Source organism: Bradyrhizobium sp. Unk1 (genome assembly GCF_059512345.1).
Genome location: NZ_JCAMOP010000042.1, coordinates 1 through 19,230 on the forward strand (window position 1 = coordinate 1; position 19,230 = coordinate 19,230).

At 63.5% G+C, this 19,230-nt stretch carries 13 protein-coding genes and 1 riboswitch; of the genes, 6 read left to right on the forward strand and 7 right to left on the reverse strand.

All coding sequences use genetic code 11. From position 1 onward, the window contains the following. Window positions 1-900 precede the first annotated feature (900 nt). Both AC5ZFO_RS37530 and AC5ZFO_RS37535 read right to left on the reverse strand, forming a co-directional pair. A complete protein-coding gene (locus AC5ZFO_RS37530) occupies window positions 901-1,101 on the reverse strand; it encodes a hypothetical protein (RefSeq protein WP_282523084.1) in 201 nt (66 codons plus the stop codon). A gap of 944 nt (window positions 1,102-2,045) precedes the next feature. Next, window positions 2,046-2,210 (reverse strand): hypothetical protein, encoded by a 165-nt coding sequence (locus AC5ZFO_RS37535; RefSeq protein WP_282523085.1) that lies wholly within the window; start codon window positions 2,208-2,210, stop codon window positions 2,046-2,048. A gap of 929 nt (window positions 2,211-3,139) precedes the next feature. Between AC5ZFO_RS37535 and recA the strand changes: the two genes are divergently transcribed. Further along, complete coding sequence (gene recA / locus AC5ZFO_RS37540) at window positions 3,140-4,228, forward strand: recombinase RecA (protein WP_014494106.1); 1,089 nt, start codon at window positions 3,140-3,142, stop codon at window positions 4,226-4,228. Window positions 4,229-4,351: 123 nt separating this feature from the next. Beyond that, window positions 4,352-5,326, forward strand: a complete 975-nt coding sequence (locus tag AC5ZFO_RS37545) for a hypothetical protein (RefSeq protein ID WP_282523086.1) — start codon at window positions 4,352-4,354, stop codon at window positions 5,324-5,326. A gap of 125 nt (window positions 5,327-5,451) precedes the next feature. Here AC5ZFO_RS37545 and gcvP read toward each other — a convergent pair whose 3' ends face one another. From gcvP to gcvT, 3 genes are all read right to left on the reverse strand, one after another. After that, complete coding sequence (gene gcvP, locus AC5ZFO_RS37550) at window positions 5,452-8,316, reverse strand: aminomethyl-transferring glycine dehydrogenase (protein WP_282523197.1); 2,865 nt, start codon at window positions 8,314-8,316, stop codon at window positions 5,452-5,454. Window positions 8,317-8,487: 171 nt separating this feature from the next. Next, window positions 8,488-8,856, reverse strand: coding sequence for a glycine cleavage system protein GcvH (gene gcvH / locus AC5ZFO_RS37555; protein WP_282523087.1), 369 nt, complete (start codon window positions 8,854-8,856; stop codon window positions 8,488-8,490). A 12-nt stretch (window positions 8,857-8,868) separates the two neighbouring features. Continuing rightward, window positions 8,869-10,017, reverse strand: coding sequence for a glycine cleavage system aminomethyltransferase GcvT (gene gcvT, locus AC5ZFO_RS37560; protein WP_496123440.1), 1,149 nt, complete (start codon window positions 10,015-10,017; stop codon window positions 8,869-8,871). Between the two features lie 144 nt (window positions 10,018-10,161). Then, a riboswitch (glycine riboswitch) is annotated at window positions 10,162-10,250 on the reverse strand. 232 nt (window positions 10,251-10,482) lie between these two features. Between gcvT and alaS the strand changes: the two genes are divergently transcribed. After that, window positions 10,483-13,164: an alanine--tRNA ligase gene (gene alaS / locus AC5ZFO_RS37565; protein WP_496123441.1), complete on the forward strand. Its 2,682-nt coding sequence runs from the start codon at window positions 10,483-10,485 to the stop codon at window positions 13,162-13,164. 6 nt (window positions 13,165-13,170) lie between these two features. Further along, a complete protein-coding gene (locus AC5ZFO_RS37570) occupies window positions 13,171-14,397 on the forward strand; it encodes a cyclic nucleotide-gated ion channel (RefSeq protein ID WP_282523090.1) in 1,227 nt (408 codons plus the stop codon). 4 nt (window positions 14,398-14,401) lie between these two features. On the opposite strand, the gene AC5ZFO_RS37575 is transcribed toward AC5ZFO_RS37570, so the two are convergent. Both AC5ZFO_RS37575 and AC5ZFO_RS37580 read right to left on the reverse strand, forming a co-directional pair. Beyond that, a complete protein-coding gene (locus AC5ZFO_RS37575) occupies window positions 14,402-14,905 on the reverse strand; it encodes a DUF3455 domain-containing protein (protein WP_496123442.1) in 504 nt (167 codons plus the stop codon). A gap of 95 nt (window positions 14,906-15,000) precedes the next feature. Then, a complete protein-coding gene (locus tag AC5ZFO_RS37580) occupies window positions 15,001-16,212 on the reverse strand; it encodes an NADP-dependent isocitrate dehydrogenase (protein WP_282523092.1) in 1,212 nt (403 codons plus the stop codon). A gap of 380 nt (window positions 16,213-16,592) precedes the next feature. Here AC5ZFO_RS37580 and AC5ZFO_RS37585 point away from each other — a divergent pair, with 380 nt between their 5' ends. Then, a complete protein-coding gene (locus tag AC5ZFO_RS37585; RefSeq protein WP_282523093.1) occupies window positions 16,593-17,792 on the forward strand; it encodes a TrmJ/YjtD family RNA methyltransferase in 1,200 nt (399 codons plus the stop codon). Between the two features lie 140 nt (window positions 17,793-17,932). Continuing rightward, window positions 17,933-19,141, forward strand: coding sequence for a tetratricopeptide repeat protein (locus AC5ZFO_RS37590; protein WP_282523094.1), 1,209 nt, complete (start codon window positions 17,933-17,935; stop codon window positions 19,139-19,141). Window positions 19,142-19,230 lie beyond the last annotated feature (89 nt).

Genomic DNA, 19,230 nt, shown 5'->3' on the forward strand with positions numbered 1-19,230 from the left:
CGCCAGCTGATCAGCCCGGCCCATGCCGGCGAACGCGGTGACCCGCCGCCAGCTACACCACGCTTAGGGACACGATCCCGTCTCAGTTGGCGGCCTCTCACGGCTGTCCTAATTAGGACAGCACCAATCCGGGGGCTGTCCCAATAGGACACCCGGCAAATCGAATTAGGACACTGAGAAATTCATGGGTGGCAGAAGCAAAAACGCCGCCCGCTTAAAATGAGCGCGGGCGGCGGCTTTCCAGCCCCGGTGGGTTTAGAGCAAAACTCCGGTGAGGATGAGGTTGCACAAGTTGTGCCAAGGTTTTGTGTCGCGTATTAGGACAGGTGGCCTGACTGAAACCAGTGGCGGCATGACCCGTATCTAAGCCGATGGTCGCCACCGACTTCAGCCTCCTTGCGGCCATCCGGCCCCGTTGTGCTGCTCGCGCGCCGGGGCCGTTCTTTTGACACCCGCGAAGGCGGATTAGCGGTGCGACAAGCATTCCAATCTCGCGCTTGACGATCGGCAGTTTCCATATGGTTGAAGGGAGGCGGCTCCAAGTGAATTCATCCGCCGAACGATATCAGCGCGAACCGGCCTACCGGCTCAGTGACCTTTGAAATGAAAGAGGCCGCCAACTGAGGCGGCCTTAATTCATCTTCTGGCGGAGCTTCCGGATAATCTCGCGCAGGCTGGCTGTGTATTCCTCGATGATCTGGCGTGCCTCTTCCAAGCGGGGGGATTGGGCTCTTTCGCGTCGATCTGTTCCTCGGGCTTGGTCCGAGAGCGGCACCTGGCCTTACCGCATACCCATGAAGAGCGCTGCAACAAACAGCGCGGCGCCGAAGGCTGCAATGCCAAGGCAGATGCGCGCGTGAACTGAATACGGATTGACGTGGGGCTGCTCGATCATGGGCCTCACCTCGGCGGCTGCAAGCCGGGAGACTTCGCCCAATCGTCCAGATGGTTTGCCACGTCGGCTTGGCGGGCCTTCCTAACGAGGGCTTCACGCTCTGCACCCGGCGGAAGTTTCGCGGCCTGCTCTTCGAGGTGCTTCGCCCATGCGGACAGGCGGTCTTGAAGCGTAAGCTGTTGCTTGAAACGACGCCGTTTGAACATGGCGCGCTCCTGTCCATGGGAGGAAGGCGGGAGCGCTAATGGCGTTCTCATCACAGATAAAAGCCACGGTCCTTTCTGTGATGAATGAAAATAGCACGGCGAGGATTTGGGTTCCTTGCCGAATGTTAACTTCTCGAACTGGAACACTCCCAAGATCAAACCAGGCCACCGCGTTCAGAAACGGGCCAACGCCAAAATCCGGATGCTTGGCCTAAGTAGGACACGAGCGCTGTCAGATCAGGACACCAATAAAAACGCCGCCCGCTTAAATGTTGCGCGGGCGGCGGCTTTCCAGCCCCGGAGAGGTCGATGCAAAACCCCGGTGACGATTAGTCTGCACAACCTGTGCCAAGGTTTTATGTCACGTTGCGGGACACTGCCGAATTCAACTTGGGACACTGGGGCGACGCCGCAACGCGGCGCTTTGCCAAGCCCCGCATCTTCAAGCTGATCCATCGGGATCAACCAGTCGGTACCAAGGGGCTTCCCTGGCAGAAGGAAGACTTCACGAAACGAAAGAGGCCGCCAACCGGGGCGGCCTCACGAGATCCGGCCCATCGCCAACGCGCGCATTGTACGATGGACCGTTCCGGGTGGATGGCGCGAGAGTGTCGCGCCACAGACCGGAATCTCAATCGCTTTATTGGAAAGTCGTTCCCGTCAGGCCGCCTACTGAGGCGGTCTTGCGTCATCCGCCCACAAGGCGGGTTGTCGTGACCAGAAATACGAAGCCGATCCCGGTCGCGGCGAGGAAGGCGACAAAATACCAGACGCGATACATGCCGAGCTAACCCGGGCGTGCCGCGATGGTTCAGGAGGTCGGCGAGCTCTCCGCCCATCTGGTGGTCTAGGCCGAGGTTGGACGGAGAGCCGCGCGCCGGACCCCCGTCGCATGACAATGCTAGGAACGTGCCATGACAGTTGTGTGAAATTGTCGGCGCCGCTCAGTGGAGATTGAACTTATCCAGAGGCAGACGAAGCTCCGCCGCGCGCTCCTCGCGATCTCGCCTGCGGAACTCATTTTCCTTCTGTTCGAATTTGATCATTTCCTGCGCGGCGGCTTCCAAGAGCCGATTGCGCCTGTCCGCCTGCTGCGTGTTTTCCGTCATCACCCAGGCTCCCTCAACGACTAGCGGCACCATCCTCAGACAGGCCGGACACCGCAAAAGATTCGCTGGGGATTGCGGATTTATGACGGCGACGTTCCGCTCCCGGATACACCAATCGTAGTCCCGAGAACAAAAACGGGCCGCTGTCGTTTTCAAATCAGGCCATCGAGGTCGGAAACAGGTCTGTGCCAAAATCCGGGTACTGGCCGGCGACGCAAGAGGCTGCACCAATTCCTTTCCGATATCGGCGTGAAGGCGCTACGCCAGCATCTGGGTCAGCTTCCAGGTATTGCTCAGGTATCGCGAGATCAGGGCGAGTACGAGGGGCACGTCAGAAGGATTTTCGGTCAACAGTATGAAATGGACTTGTGAACGAGGCCGCCAACTGAGGCGGCCTTACGGGGCGGCGAAATGAAGTACGACGGCCGCCATGATGCAAACGCCCAAGGCAATTGCCGCCCCGTAGCGCGGGTTGGGCCACGCCCCGGTCGTGATCAGTACCAGGGCGGCCACTCCGGCAAGTTTGAGAGCATTTATGACCATGCCTTTAATATGAGCCGTCCAACGAACTAGGTCACTCACAAATTCGAAAGACACTCAGGGTCAATACGGAAAGCACCTGTCTAAAGTGTTGGCCCTACGATAATACCTATGCTCAACAATTGAGCTTATAAGTTATCCCTGACATCTGCTGCCAAAGTTACCTTCGGGTGTTTCGCCTGCAGATGCACGCAAAAATAGTGCAAGAACAAAACAGGCCACTCCCAAATTCAAACTAGGCCGCCGCGCTCGGAAACAGGCCAGTACCAAAATCCGCGAAAGAACATATTGCGAACCAGGAACAAATGGGGTACATTGCTTTTATCGACGACCCGCCGCGCCAATCGTTTGTCCCGCACCCGAATCCTCGCCATAAGGAGCACGACCCAATGTCCAACACTGCCCTGCGTATCGTCGAAGGATCTTCCATGGACAAGAGTAAAGCTCTGGCCGCCGCGCTCTCCCAGATCGAGCGCCAGTTCGGCAAGGGCTCGGTGATGAAGCTCGGCAAGAACGACCGGTCGATGGATGTCGAGGCGGTGTCCTCGGGGTCCCTCGGGCTCGACATTGCGCTCGGGATCGGCGGTCTGCCGAAGGGGCGCGTCGTGGAAATCTACGGGCCGGAATCGTCGGGCAAGACCACGCTGGCGCTGCACACGGTGGCGGAAGCGCAGAAGAAGGGCGGCATCTGTGCCTTCATCGACGCCGAGCACGCGCTCGACCCGGTCTATGCGCGCAAGCTGGGCGTCAACATCGACGAGCTCCTGATTTCGCAGCCGGACACGGGCGAGCAGGCGCTGGAAATCTGCGACACGCTGGTGCGCTCGGGTGCGGTGGACGTGCTGGTGGTCGATTCGGTCGCGGCTCTGGTGCCGAAGGCCGAGCTTGAGGGCGAGATGGGCGATGCGCTGCCGGGTCTCCAGGCTCGTCTGATGAGCCAGGCGCTGCGCAAGCTGACGGCCTCGATCAACAAATCCAACACCATGGTGATCTTCATCAACCAGATCCGCATGAAGATCGGTGTGATGTACGGCTCGCCGGAAACCACGACCGGCGGCAACGCGCTGAAATTCTATGCCTCCGTCCGCCTCGACATCCGCCGCATCGGCGCGATCAAGGAGCGCGACGAAGTGGTCGGCAACACCACGCGCGTCAAGGTGGTAAAGAACAAGCTGGCGCCGCCCTTCAAGCAGGTCGAGTTCGACATCATGTACGGCGAGGGCGTTTCCAAGATGGGCGAGATCCTCGATCTCGGCGTCAAGGCCGGCATCGTCGAAAAGTCCGGCGCCTGGTTCTCCTATGACAGCCAGCGCCTCGGTCAGGGCCGCGAGAACTCGAAGGCGTTTTTGAAGGCCAACCCCGACATCACCGCCAAGATCGAGACCTCGATCCGCCAGAACTCCGGCCTGATCGCCGAGCAGATTCTCGCCGGCACGCCCGAGCGCGACGCCGATGGCGAGGAGCCGGCGGACGAGTAAACCTAACGCGAAGAACTTTCGCGAGGAGCGGGCGCTGAGGACGTTGAGTTGCCGACGTCGTCAGCGCCCGTTTCGTTTTGGGCCTGATAATAATGATCTGGTGGAGCGATGAGACGTCTGATCTTGACCAGTTCGTCCGGCGCTGATCTTGCCAAGTCGGAGCTGGCTGAGATCGTCGTTTTTTTCTTTTTTCGTTTCGCGTGGGATCCGCTGCCTTCACCTGAATATCTCGCAGCTTATTTCGGGGCGCGCTCAGGCCCGCTCAGGACGGGCGATCACTGGTCGGATTGGGGCGTCGTCTGGCCTCGCGCCTTCAAGGATCGCAGGAACCTGCCTTTTGCCGAGTTTTGCGAGCGCTATGACGAAATTGAACTTTGGTTTGACTCGAACCCTGAAGATCAATTGCAGTTGATTTGGCTGCTCGACTATTTCGATTCATGCCCCCAGCTGCTCGAAAAGCTTCGATTACGTTTGCTAGCGTCCGATTTTTTCGACGTGAGAATCGAAAGGCTCGGAAATTCCGCATCCCATATTCCCGTCGTGAGCGTCACGGCCAATGAGCTTATGACCGCCAAGATGGCCTGGCAGGCCTATAGCGCGCCGACACCCGAGGCCTGCGCTGATCTGATCCACAAGGACCTTAGCGCATTGCCGATGTTGAGGCTGGCTCTGCTCGATCTGTTGGAAGAGCTTCCGTCGCCTTTGACAGGACTTGGTGCAACTGAGTTTCGGTTTCTGGAGCTCATTGCGCGAGGGTTCACGCTCACAAATGCGCTGTTTCACCTGCGCACACTCCGAGGCACGCGGATATTCCGTGAATTTGAGTCAGGATGGTTGCTTCAAGGGCTGGCGCATGGTCCGAGGCCCGCGGTGGCAGGGTTGGACGATGAACTGCGCACAATCGACCGGGAAAACCTGAGGGATCGGCACGCCGCGTATCTGCGCAGCTGCCTGTCATTGACCGAATTCGGCAAGGCTGTCCTGGCCCATCAGGAGGATTTCAGCCGCCACAATCCAATCGATCGCTGGTGGGGCGGTACGCACCTGATCAACGATCGGCTATGGCGCTACGGCCCTGTTTTGACGAAGGGACCGTAGGGTGGGCCAAGGCGCGCAAGCGCCGTGCCCACCATATTTCAACGCGCACTAAGGTGGTGGGCACGCTTCCGCCTTCGCTCTTCGAGCTACGGCGGACAAGTCGCTTTGCCCACCCTGCGAATCCCTTACTCCGCAGCCTCCGCGTAGTCGCTCACCGGCGGGCAAGAGCACACCAGGTTGCGGTCGCCATAGACGTTGTCGACGCGCCCGACCGGGCACCAATATTTGTCGGTGCGCGAGGTGCCCGCGGGGAAGCAGCCCTCGGCACGGGTGTAGGCGCGATTCCACGCATCGTCTGCGATGTCGTGCACGGTGTGCGGAGCGTTTCGCAGCGGCGAGGCCTCGATCTTGAAGCGGCCGGCCTCGACCTCGGCGATCTCCTTCCGGATTGCGATCATGGCGTCGCAAAAACGATCCAGCTCCGCCTTGGATTCCGATTCGGTCGGCTCGATCATCAGCGTGCCCGGGACCGGGAAGCTCATGGTCGGGGCATGGAAGCCGTAATCGATCAGGCGCTTGGCGATGTCGTCGACGGTGACGCCTGAGGTCGTCTTCAGCGCGCGCGGGTCGACGATGCACTCATGTGCGACGCGGCCCTTCGCGTTCTTGTAGAGCACCGGGAAGTGCGCATCGAGGCGCGCGGCAATGTAGTTGGCGTTGAGGATCGCGATTTCGGTGGCGCGCTTCAATCCGTCGCCGCCCATCATCAGAATGTAGATGTAGGAGATGGTGAGGATCGACGCCGAGCCGAACGGCGCGGCCGACACCGGGCCGACCGGTGCGTCCCCATTCGTCGCGGGATGACCGGGGAGGAACGGCGCGAGATGCGCCTTGACGCCGATCGGGCCCATGCCCGGGCCGCCGCCGCCATGCGGGATGCAGAACGTCTTGTGCAGGTTGAGATGGCTGACGTCGGCGCCGTAATCGCCGGGCCGCGACAAACCCACCTGCGCATTGAGGTTGGCGCCGTCCAGATAGACCTGGCCGCCATGGCCGTGGACGATGTCGCAGATCTCGCGGATATGCTCCTCGAACACGCCGTGCGTCGACGGATAGGTGATCATGACAGCGGCGAGGTCGTTCGAGTGCTTCTCGGCCTTGGCGCGGAGATCATTGACGTCGACGTCGCCGTTCTTCTCGCAAGCGACCACCACCACGTCCATGCCAACCATCGCGGCCGAGGCCGGATTGGTGCCGTGGGCGGAGGAAGGGATCAGGCAGATTTTTCGGTGCGTCTCGCCGCGCGCGGCATGATAGCCGCGGATCGCGAGCAAGCCGGCGTATTCGCCTTGCGCGCCGGAATTCGGCTGCAGCGAGATCGCGTCATAGCCGGTGATGTCGCACAGCCATTTTTCCAGCCGCGCGAACAGCGCGTGATAGCCCTTGGCCTGCTCGCGCGGCGCGAAGGGATGCAAGGAGGCGAACTCCGGCCAGGTCAGCGGCATCATCTCGGTGGTCGCGTTCAGCTTCATGGTGCAGGAGCCGAGCGGGATCATCGCGCGGTCGAGCGCGAGGTCGCGGTCCGAGAGCTTGCGCATGTAGCGCAGCATCTCGGTCTCGGAGCGATGCGCGTGGAACACGGGATGGGTGAGGAAGGCGGTGGTGCGCTTGAGCGACTCCGGCAGCGCTTCGCGCGTGGTGGCGTCGATCTCGGCATAGGCGAGCGTGCCGCCGAATGCGCGCCAGACGGCTTCGACCGTCGCCGGCGTCGTGGTCTCGTCGAGCGCGATGCGCAACGCTGTCTCGCCGATACCGAGATTGATCTTTTCGGCAGCCGCGCGCGCGACGATCTCGGCGCGCTTGGCGCCGGCATCCACGCTGAGCGTGTCGAAGAAGGCTTCCGACTGCGGCGCAAAACCGAGCTTGCGCAGGCCGCTAGCGAGCACGGCCGCGCGGCGATGCACGTTGCGGGCGATCTGCGAAAGCCCCTCGGGGCCGTGATAGACCGCGTACATCGAGGCGATCACGGCGAGCAGCACCTGGGCGGTGCAGATGTTGGAGGTCGCCTTCTCGCGGCGGATGTGCTGCTCGCGGGTCTGCAGCGCGAGGCGATAGGCAGGCATCCCGCGCGAGTCCACGGAGAGGCCGACGATGCGGCCGGGCAGCGAGCGCTTCAGCGCATCGCGCACCGCCATATAGGCCGCGTGCGGCCCGCCATACCCCATCGGCACGCCAAAGCGCTGCGCCGAGCCGATCGCGATGTCGGCGCCCAACTCGCCGGGCGAGGCGAGCAGCGTCAGGGCCAAGAGATCGGCGGCAACGATCGCGAGCGCGCCCTTGGCCTTCAAGGCCGCGATCGCGGGCCTGAGGTCGCGCAATGCGCCCGAAGAGCCTGGATATTGCAGCAGCGCGCCGAGCACGTCGGTCTTATCGAGATCGGCAAGGGGGTCGCCGACGATCAGGGTCCAGCCCAGCGGTTCGGCGCGGGTGCGCATCACCGCCAGCGTCTGCGGATGGACGTCCTTGTCGACGAAGAAGGCCTTGGCTTCGACCCGTGAGTGCCGCTCCGCGAGCGCCATGGCCTCAGCCGCGGCTGTCGCCTCGTCGAGCAGCGAGGCGTTGGCGACGTCGAGCCCGGTGAGGTCGCAGATCATGGTCTGGAAGTTGAGCAGCGCCTCCAGCCGGCCCTGGCTGATCTCGGGCTGATAGGGCGTATAGGCGGTGTACCAGGCCGGGCTCTCCAGAATGTTGCGCTGGATCACCGCGGGCAAGATCGTGCCGGAATAGCCCTGGCCGATCAGCGAGGTGAAGACTTGGTTCTCTCGCGCGAGCTCGGCCATGTGCGCGATCGCCTCGGTCTCGCTCAAAGGCTTGCCGAGATCAAGCGGGGCGGACTGCCGGATCGAGGCCGGCAGCGTCTCCGCCATCAGCGCGTCGACGCTCTTGGCGCCGACGGCCTCCAGCATTGCCGTGACATCGCGCGCCGACGGGCCGATGTGGCGGCGAACGAAACTGGCGGTGTCGCCGTTGGATTTGCGGTGCGCGGTCATCATGGGTCCTCGCTTTAGATTTCTTTGTCATGCCCCGCGAAGGCGGGGCATCCAGTAAACGCAGGCGACACGGCTGGAACCGAGAAGCCGCGGCGTACTGGATCACCCGCCCCAGTGCGCAGTGCGCACAAGGCGGGTGATGACACCGAGTATGGGGCTGTTCTCGTCATCTCACGCCGTGTGGGCCTTGTAGGCGGCTTCATCCATGAGGCCGCCGAGCTCGCTCTTGTCGGCCATCTTGATCTTGAAGAACCACGCTTTGCCTTGCGCATCCGAGTTCACCAGCGCCGGCTCGGCGGCGAGCGCGTCGTTGGTCTCGAGCACTTCGCCGGTGACAGGCGCGTAGACGTCGGAGGCGGCCTTCACCGATTCCACGACGGCGGCGGCTTCCGCCTTCTTCAGGCTGCGGCCGACCTTCGGCAGCTCGACGAATACGACGTCGCCGAGCTGCGACTGCGCGTAATCGGTGATCCCGACGGTGGCGACATCGCCGTCGATGGCCAGCCATTCATGGTCGGAGGTGTACAGCGTCGTGGTCATTTTCTTAAGTCCTCAGCGTTTGTAGGTGTTTTTCACGAAAGGCATGGCGGCGACCGTGAGCGGCAGCCGCTGGCCGCGCACCTCGGCGAAGAGTTTTGTATCGAGCACGCTCGATGCGGTGGGCACATAGCCCATCGCGACCGGCGCGCTCAGGCTCGGGCCGAAACCGCCCGAGGTGACCTTTCCGATCGGCTCGCCGCCCGCAGCATCGGCAAACAGCAGCGCGCCTTCACGCACCGGCGCGCGGCCTTCCGCGCGCAGGCCGACGCGGCGGCGGCTCGCGCCGTTATCGAAATGAGCCAGGATCTTTTCGGCGCCGGGGAAGCCACCGGCGCGGGCGCCGCCGCTGCGGCGGCTCTTCTGCACCGACCATTCCAGCGCGGCCTCGACCGGCGTGGTCGCGGTGTCGATGTCGTGGCCGTAGAGGCAGAGCCCGGCTTCCAGCCGCAGGCTGTCGCGGGCCCCTAAGCCGATCGGCATCACATCGGGATTGTCCAGCAGCGTTTTTGCGAGGCGCTCGGCATCGGCCGCGGGGACCGAAATCTCGAACCCGTCCTCGCCGGTGTAGCCGGAGCGCGAGACGAAGCAGTCGAGGCCGGCGACCTTGTGTGGACCGGCATCCATGAACTTCATGGCGGGGGCCTCTGCACACAATTTCGCCAGCACCCCTTCCGCCTTCGGGCCCTGCAGCGCGATCAGGGCGCGGTCTTGAAGGTGCTCGATGATGCAGTCGCCCGAGAGATGCGCGCGCAGATGCGCCTCGTCCTCGGCCTTGCAGGCGGCGTTGACGACCAGGAACAGGTGATCGCCGAAATTGGCGACCATCAGATCGTCGAGAATCCCGCCATCCGGATTGGTGAACTGGGCATAGCGCTGCCGTCCCGGGGCGATCGCCACGATATCCTGTGGCACCAGCCGTTCCAGCGCGCGGGCGGCGTCCTCGACGTTGCCGGATTTCGGCCGAAGCGCGAGCTGGCCCATGTGGGAGACGTCGAACAGGCCGGCGGAGGAACGGGTATGGAGGTGCTCTTTCAGGACGCCCGCGGGATACTGCACGGGCATGTCATAGCCCGCGAACGGCACCATCTTGCCGCCGAGGGAGACATGAAGCCCGTGGAGGGGCGTATTTTTCAGGGAATCTTGGTCGTCGCGCGCAAGCATCACGGGGCCCTCGGTGGTTCCCCGGGGACGATTCCCCGAGCTAACCAGTCGAAGCCCCATCTGTCGCTGTGCCTGAGAGTATTATCCCGTCGGCGGACGCAGTCCGGGCCTTAAGCCCGTCGGCGCCTCTTTCCAGATGTCGTCAAAGCCACGCGGTCCTTTTGCCTGAGAGTTTCCGGGGCGGTTGCTCCTTCGGCGCCGGCACCAAAGCCGGTCTCTCCCGACGTGGCCGTACGATACAGATGGGTAGAGACCACAGGCCGGCCAAGCCTGTCAACGCGCACTTGGCGGCTTTCAACGGGATTGCAACGGAATTGCGCGCCTGCGGCAACTCACTGATCTCCTTGCACAGTTTCTGGACAGCGCAGCTGGCCTTGTCTAAAAGCGCTTTGACCCGCAGATATCAGCCCAAATGCCAGGTTTGGATGGCGTATCGCGGGTCCAAGCACACCCGATTGGATGAACATGAGCGGCGTCAACGAGATCAGGTCGACCTTTCTGAACTTCTTTGCCGAGAACGGCCACGAGATCGTGTCGTCCTCGCCATTGGTGCCGCGCAACGATCCCACGTTGATGTTCACCAATGCCGGCATGGTGCAGTTCAAGAACGTCTTCACCGGCGTCGAGAAGCGGCCCTATCAGCGCGCCACCACGTCGCAGAAATGCGTGCGCGCCGGCGGCAAGCACAACGACCTCGACAATGTCGGCTACACCGCGCGCCATCTCACCTTCTTCGAGATGCTCGGCAATTTCTCGTTCGGCGACTATTTCAAGGAGCGCGCGATCGAGCTGGCCTGGACCCTGATCACGCGGGAGTTCGGGCTCAAGAAGGACAAGCTGCTCGTCACCGTCTACCACACTGACGACGAGGCGGCCGGCCTGTGGAAGAAGATCGCCGGCTTCTCCGACGACCGCATCATCCGTATCCCGACCTCGGACAATTTCTGGGCGATGGGCGACACCGGGCCGTGCGGCCCGTGCTCCGAGATCTTCATTGACCGCGGCGACCATATCTGGGGCGGACCTCCGGGCTCGCCGGAAGAGGACGGCGACCGCTTTCTCGAATTCTGGAACCTGGTGTTCATGCAGTACGAGCAGGTGACGAAGGAGGAGCGCGTGGACCTGCCGCGTCCCTCGATCGACACCGGCATGGGCCTCGAGCGCATGGCCTGCATCATGCAGGGCGTCGACAGCGTGTTCGAGACCGACCTGTTCCGCCATCTGATCGACGCGACCGCGTCCGCGCTCGGCAGCGGGCCGAACGAGCAGACCGTCGCCTCGTTCCGTGTCATCGCCGACCATCTGCGTTCCTCGGCCTTCCTGGTCGCGGATGGCGTGCTGCCGTCGAACGAGGGCCGTGGCTACGTGCTGCGCCGGATCATGCGCCGCGCGATGCGCCATGCGCAGCTGCTGGGTGCGAAAGAGCCGCTGATGCATCGCCTGGTCTGGGCGCTGGTCCGCGAGATGGGCCAGGCTTATCCCGACCTGATGCGCGCGGAGAACCTGATCGAGGAAACGCTGCGGCTGGAAGAGACCCGCTTCCGCAAGACGCTGGTGCGCGGCCTTGCCATCCTCGACGAGAAGAGCGCGTCCCTGAAAAAGGGCGACATGTTCGACGGCGACGTCGCCTTCACGCTGTATGACACCTACGGCTTCCCGCTCGACCTGACCCAGGACGCGCTGAAGTCGCGCGGCATCGGCGTGGATCAGGCCTCGTTCACCGACGCGATGGAGCGCCAGAAGGCCAAGGCGCGCGAGTCCTGGAAGGGTTCTGGCGAGGCGGCCTCCGAGGCGATCTGGTTCCCACTGCGCGAGAAGCTCGGGGCCACGGAATTTTTGGGTTACGAGACCGAGAGCGCTGAAGGCGTCGTGACCGCGCTGGTCAAGGACGGCAAGGAAACCGCCAGCCTCAAGGCCGGCGATACCGGTGCGATCGTGCTCAACCAGACGCCGTTCTACGCGGAGTCAGGCGGCCAGGTCGGCGACACCGGCGTGCTTAGCGGCGAAGGCGGCATCAAGTTCCGCGTCACCGACACGCAGAAGAAGCTCGGCGATCTCTTTGTTCACGTCGGCACCGTCGAGAGCGGCGAGCTGAAGCTCGGCACTGCGCTGCAGCTCGAGGTCGATCACGGCAGGCGCTCCTCGATCCGCGCGCATCACTCGGCGACGCATCTCATCCACGAGGCGCTGCGCCAGGTGCTCGGCGATCACATCGCCCAGCGCGGCTCGATGGTCGCGCCCGACCGCCTGCGCTTCGACTTCGTGCATCCGAAGCCGATCACGGCGGAAGAGCTCGCCCGCGTCGAGGACATCGCCAACGACGTGGTGCTGGAGAACGACGAGGTCACCACGCGCGTCATGGGCGTCGACGAGGCCCGCGAGGCCGGGGCGCGCGCCCTGTTCGGCGAGAAATATGGCGACGAGGTCCGCGTCGTCTCGATGGGTAGGACCGCACGTGAGCGCGGCGCCAATGTGCTCGGCTGGTCGGTCGAGCTCTGCGGCGGCACCCATGTGAAGCGCACCGGCGACATCGGCCTGATCACGCTGACCGGCGAGAGCGCGGTTGCCTCCGGCGTGCGCCGCATCGAGGCGCTGACCGGCAATTACGCACGCCGGCACGCCAACGAGACCATGGCGCTGGCGAAGACCGCGGCCAACGAGCTGCGCACCTCGATCGACGACGTACCCGCGCGCATCACAGCGCTGATGGAGGAGCGCAAGAAGCTCGAGCGCGAGCTCTCCGACGCCCGCAAGAAGCTCGCGATGGGCGGCGGCGCGTCCGCCGGCAGCAATGGCGCAGCCGCAGGCGTGCGCGAGGTCGGCGACGTCAAGCTGATGGCGCGCGCGGTCGAGGGCATCGAGATGAAGGATCTCAAGAGCCTTGCGGATGACGGCAAGAAGCAGATCGGCTCCGGCGTGGTCGCCATCGTCGGCGTCACCGACGACGGCAAGGCCGGAATCGTGGTCGGCGTCACCGCGGATCTCACCGCGCGCTTCAATGCCGTGAACCTGGTGCGCGTCGCTTCCGAGGCGCTCGGCGGCAAGGGCGGCGGCGGCCGTCCCGACATGGCACAGGCCGGCGGCCCCGACGGCGCCAAGGCGCCCGAGGCGCTCGCGGCGATCGAAAAAGCGATGGCAGGCGCTTAAAATCCCATGCGCCTCGTTCCGCGAGGACGTGGCTCGGCCGATCCCAACCTAAGGGATCGCCTGTACGAATTGCTGGAGCACGATCCGCTCGCCTACTCGATCGGGTCGCGCTTCATCCAGGTGATCATCAGCGTCATCGTGCTCGACGTGGTCGCGATGATCCTCGCCTCGGTGCCGGAGCTCGACGCGCGGTTCGACACGCTGTTCAGCGCGGTCGCCGTCCTCGCTGTCATCGTGTTCGCGCTCGAATATCTGGCGCGGCTGTGGACCGTGGCGGGGCACACCCAGCGCAACGGCTCCGCGCTGTCCGACCGGCTCTCTTATGCCTTCTCCGCGCTCGGCATCATCGATCTCATGGCGTTCCTGCCGGCGGGAATCGTGCTCGCCACAGGCCGGCACGCGACGCTGGCCGGGCTCGGCGTGCTGCCGTTCTTCAAGCTGATCCGTTATTCGCCGGCGATGCGCTCGCTGCTCGCGGCCATCCATGCCGAGCGGCGTGCGCTGATCGGCTGCATCGTCATCCTGATCGGTGTGGTACTGACCTTCGCCTCGCTGCTCTACGCCATCGAGCGTGATGTGCAGCCTAACAAGCTCGGCACGATTCCGGATGCGATGTGGTGGGCGATCGTGACGCTCGGCACCGTCGGTTATGGTGACGTCGTGCCGGTGACGCCGCTCGGCAAGTTCATCTCGGTGTTCGCCATCATCAGCGGCTTTGCCATGATCGCGCTGCCGGTCGCGATCATCTCGACCGCCTTTGCCGAGGAGGTGAGGCGGCGCGATTTCGTCGTCACCTGGGGCATGCTGGCGCGGGTGCCGCTGTTCTCGCATCTCAGCGCAGCGGAGATTGCCGACATCATGCGGTTGCTCCGCGCCCGCACCATCGAGCAGGGCGAGATATTGGTCCGCCGCGGCGACGCCGCCTCGTCGATGTATTTCATCACTGCCGGCGAGGTCGAGATCGCGCTGCCGAGCCAGCAGGTGCGGCTTGGCGACGGCACCTTCTTCGGCGAGATCGCGCTGCTGCATAAGACAAAACGCAGCGGCACGGTGACGGCGACGCGCAAGACCCGACTGTTGCTGCTCGACGCCCAGGATTTTCACGCTTTGATCGAGCGCATGCCGACGCTCGCCGCCCACGTCCAGATGACCGCGAAGGCGCGGCTGGAGGAGACCGGCGACCTCGCGGCGGCAGAACTGGCGCAGGCCGAGCGCGAGGCCACCGACCGCTGAGCGGTCAGCCCTTCTTCAGGAAAACATACTCGGCCGAGTAGGGCGCGCTTTTGAATTCGCCGGCCTTGTCGCAGGCACCATCGAGCTTGCCGCCATGGGTGTTGATGCGCTGGACCGTAGTGACAGGCGTCAGCACGCCACTGCCGCGGCGCGAGGCGACCTCCAGCTTCAGCCAGGCGATATCGGCGGCCGTCGCACCCGGCGCGTTGCCGATGGCCTTGCCGGCCACGGCGCTGCCGTCGGCAAGCTCCCAGTTCGGGCCGGCATAGTGCCGGCCGACGGTCTTGCCCTCGGCGAGGAGCGTCGCGACCGGCTCGCGGAAAGCCCAGGCGAGCTTGCCGTCGGTGCCTGCCTTGCACTCATAGACTTGCGCGCCCTCGGCGTGGACGCTGAGCACGACGCTCTCGCCGGGCGCGGCGATGGCCTCGGGGAGCGGCTCCGCGGCTGCGGTGGGTCCGGCCACGGCCGCGAGCAGCAGGCAGGGGACGGCGAACTTGACGATGGACATGGGTGGCCTCCGCGCAACGGTGTCAAAATGAATGGGCCGCGCCCAGGCGCGGCCCATAATGTCTAACCCCGATCAGACGAAAATAATGCGCGGGCTTACGCCAACGCTTTCGTGAGGTTTTCCGCGACCTTGTCGAGGAAGCCGGTGGTCGAGAGCCAGCGCTGGTCGGCGCCGACCAGGAGCGCGAGGTCCTTGGTCATGTAGCCTTCCTCGACGGTGTCGACGCAGACCTTCTCCAGGGTGCTCGCGAACTTGGCGAGCTCGGCATTGTTGTCGAGCTTGGCGCGATGCGACAGGCCGCGGGTCCAGGCGAAGATCGACGCGATCGAGTTGGTCGAGGTCTCCTTGCCCTTCTGGTGCTCGCGGTAATGGCGGGTCACCGTGCCGTGGGCGGCCTCGGCTTCCACCGTCTTGCCGTCGGGGGTGAGGAGGACCGAGGTCATCAGGCCGAGCGAGCCGTAGCCCTGAGCGACCGTGTCGGACTGCACGTCGCCGTCGTAGTTCTTGCACGCCCAGACATACCCGCCGGACCATTTCAGCGCCGACGCCACCATGTCGTCGATCAGGCGGTGCTCGTAGGTCAGGCCCTTGGCGTCGAATTCCTTCTTGAACTCGCGGTCGAAGACGTCCTGGAAGATGTCCTTGAAGCGACCGTCATAGATCTTCATGATCGTGTTCTTGGTCGAGAGATAGACCGGGTAGTTGCGCAGCAGGCCGTAGTTCAACGAAGCGCGGGCGAAGTCGATGATGGAGTCGTCGAGATTGTACATCTGCATCGCGACGCCGGAGCCCGGGGTCTTGAACACTTCCTTCTCGATGACGGTGCCGTCCTCGCCGACGAACTTCATCGTCAGCGTGCCCTTGCCGGGGAACTTGATGTCGGTGGCGCGGTACTGGTCGCCATAGGCGTGGCGGCCGATGATGATCGGCTTGGTCCAGCCGGGAACCAGGCGCGGCACGTTCTTGCAGATGATCGGCTCGCGGAAGATCACGCCGCCGAGGATGTTGCGGATGGTGCCGTTCGGCGACTTCCACATCTGCTTGAGATTGAACTCCTTCACCCGGGCCTCGTCCGGGGTGATGGTGGCGCACTTGACGCCGACGCCGACCTTCTTGATGGCTTCGGCGGCGTCGATGGTGACCTGATCGTTGGTCTCGTCGCGGTACTCCATGCCCAGGTCGAAATACAGCAGCTCGACATCAAGGTACGGATTGATCAGCTTGTCCTTGATGTACTGCCAGATGATCCGGGTCATCTCGTCGCCATCGAGTTCGACGACGGGGTTGGACACCTTGATTTTTGCCATGATCGGGGAAGCCTCTTGGGAACGGCGCTTTGGCGCGCCACGGGAATATCCGCCGCCTCTTAGCACCGGACTGCAGCGGGCGAAAGCCAAGGGATTATGCACTTTTAGCTCATCCAGCTTGCCCAGATGGGGGGCGGGACGGGCCCTGCCGCGGGGGCGGGCCTCAGGCTTCAGAAGAGATTCAAAAGTCGAATCCAACCCGTTATTTCCCTTGAGAATTTCGTCAGGACAGGCAAACGACAGGCGAACGGGCGGCCGGCCCCAAGGATCGGGGCAAGGCCGGCTTTGAATCAATTCCTGAAGAACGCCTTGCCAAGGCCTTGAGAACCCAAGGTCTTGAGAACCCGAGGCCTTGCGAACCAGTGTGAAAGCGAAACGAGATGTCGGGGACTGACAAGAGCAAGGTGGGCCTCGCCCTCGATGGTCCCATCGTGATCCTGGTCGAGCCGCAGCTCGGCGAAAACATCGGCATGTGTGCGCGCGCCATGGGCAACTTTGCGCTTGGCGCCTTGCGCATCGTCAACCCCCGCGACGGCTGGCCTAACATTGCGGCCCAGCGGGCCGCCGCCGGTGCCGACTACATTCTGGAAAAAGTCGAATTGTTCGACACGGTCGGCGAGGCGGTCGCCGATCTCGACCTGCTGTTCGCCACCACCGCGCGTCCCCATGACCAGGCCAAGCCGGTGGTGGGGCCCGAGGCGGCTGCGACCGAGATCTCGGGGCACATCGCCACAGGCGGCAAGGCCGGCATCCTGTTCGGCCGCGAGCGCTGGGGGCTGACCAACGAGGAGGTCGGCCTCTCCAACCGCATCATCACCTTCCCGGTCAATCCGGGCTTTGCCTCGCTCAACCTCGCCCAGGCCGTGCTGCTGGTCGGCTATGAATGGTTCAAGCGGGCAACGTCAGGCGAGCTGCCGCACAGCATGCCCGAGCGTTCCGAACGCGCCTCGCAGCACCAGATGCAGGCCTTCTTCGACAATCTCATCCGCGAGCTCGACCGGGTCGAATTCCTGCGCCCGGCCGAGAAACGCGACACCATGCTGGTCAATCTGCGCAACATTTTTAGCCGCATGGAGCCGACCAAGCAGGACATGCACACCCTGCACGGGGTCGTGATGGCGATCGCGGAAGGGCGCAAGGGCCCGGCCAAGGGCGGCGTGCTCGACGGCGAGCAGGCCACGCGCCTGCGCGCGCTTCTCGCCGAGCACGGCCAGGGCGGCGGCGTGCCCGACAGCGGCTCGACCGTGCGCGGCCTTGCTCGCCTGCTCCGCCGCAACCCGACCGATGCCGAGCGCCTGCTCTGGCAGGCCCTGACCCGCGACCGCCGCTTCGCAGGAGCGTTCAAGCGCCAGACCCCGGTCGGCCGCCACATTCCCGATTTCGTCTCGTTCCCGCACCGGATCGCGATCGAGCTGGTCAATCCGGGCGAGGGCGAGACCATCGCGGCCGATCGCGCGGGCCGGCGGACGTGGCTGGAGGCGCGCGACTATCGCGTGCTGGAGATCCGGGCAGCGGACGTGGAGCGCGATCTCGAGGCGGAGTTGGTGCGGTTGCAGGGGATGATCCAGGGAATGACCTGACCTCGATCTGGCTGGGTTTTTGCAACCAAGAGCTGTGCAAGAGCCCTTCCGATTGCTATGACGAGCTGCTTGATATCATCGGGGGCTCCATGATCGGAAGGGTAGGCCGCGTGCTCTCGAGTACGGTAGCGACATTGGCAATGATCGCGCTTGTTTCGCCTGCGGCCGCAAACTCTGCTGACGAACAGAAGTGCAGCGCCCAGACCAAAGTCTCGCCCGACGAACGAATTGCGGCCTGTACTTCGCTACTGCGGCTGGACGAGTACGATCGGCAGAACATTGCTCGGATTTATTTCAATCGAGGCAGTGCTAACAACATCAAGGGTGAGTACGAGCTCGCCATTGCAGACTACAGCGCTGCAATCGAAGCCGATCCGACGGCCGAACGCGCTTACTACTGCCGAGCCGTCGCGCATTATAATCTCGGAGATTTTGACCGCGCTCTCGCCGATCTCGACCGCACGATTCAACTGAACTCAAGGAATCGCATTGCCCACTACGCCCGAGGTCTCATCTATTCAAGGAAGGGAGACTATGACAGGGCGATTGGCGACTACACCCGGTCGGTGCAACTCACATCTCAGGATCAGGCGCTTCGAAAGAATCAAAATGAGCCAAATCGCAAGGGCGACGATCTTGCCGCTCCCGTCGGCGGAGACGCCGCCGCGAGCGAGCCGGAAGGAATTGATGGCCGTATATTTCTGGCGCGCGGCGCCACGTATTATGAAAAGGGGGACATCGATCACGCTATTGATGACTACGATCAAGCGCTTCGGATCAACGCGAGAGATAAGGACGCGTTTGATTACCGAGCCAGAGCTTACAACGCAAAGGGCGACTTCGCCCGCGCAATCGTCGACGCCGACCGGGCAATCCAATTGGACCCAGAAGATGCGTTGGCCCATCGGTCACGGGCGCTCGCTTACTTCCAGAGCGGCTCACTGACCAAAGCTCTCGCGGATTTCGATCGAGCAACGTCGCTCGATCCCAGGGATGTCTACGCAGCGTTGTGGCGAGAGATCGTAAGCATGCGCAGCGGAGCGCCGAGCCGGCTTGCGGCCGCGACGATGAAGCTCGATATGACTGCTTGGCCTGCTCCCATTGTCCGACTATTTCTTGGAGAAGTGACGGCAGAGGAGGTGTTGCGAGCAGCCAACGATCCGCTTCCTGCTAAGCGGTCTGGCCAAATATGTGAGGCGAACTTCTACTCCGCCGAGTTCGCCCTGCAACGCGGTGCGAAAGAGCAGGCGCGGCGGCTTTTCGGACTGGCGCTTGCCGATTGCCCGCCGACCTTCGTGGAGGCACAGGCGGCCGCGGCCGAGCTCAAGGCGCTCGCTGCGAGCCCCTAGCGACGTTTGGGCACTGTCCAGTCTAGTTTAGACGACAGCGTAGGGTGGGCAAAACGGAAGCGTGCCCACCATCAATCGACGTGCCGGGA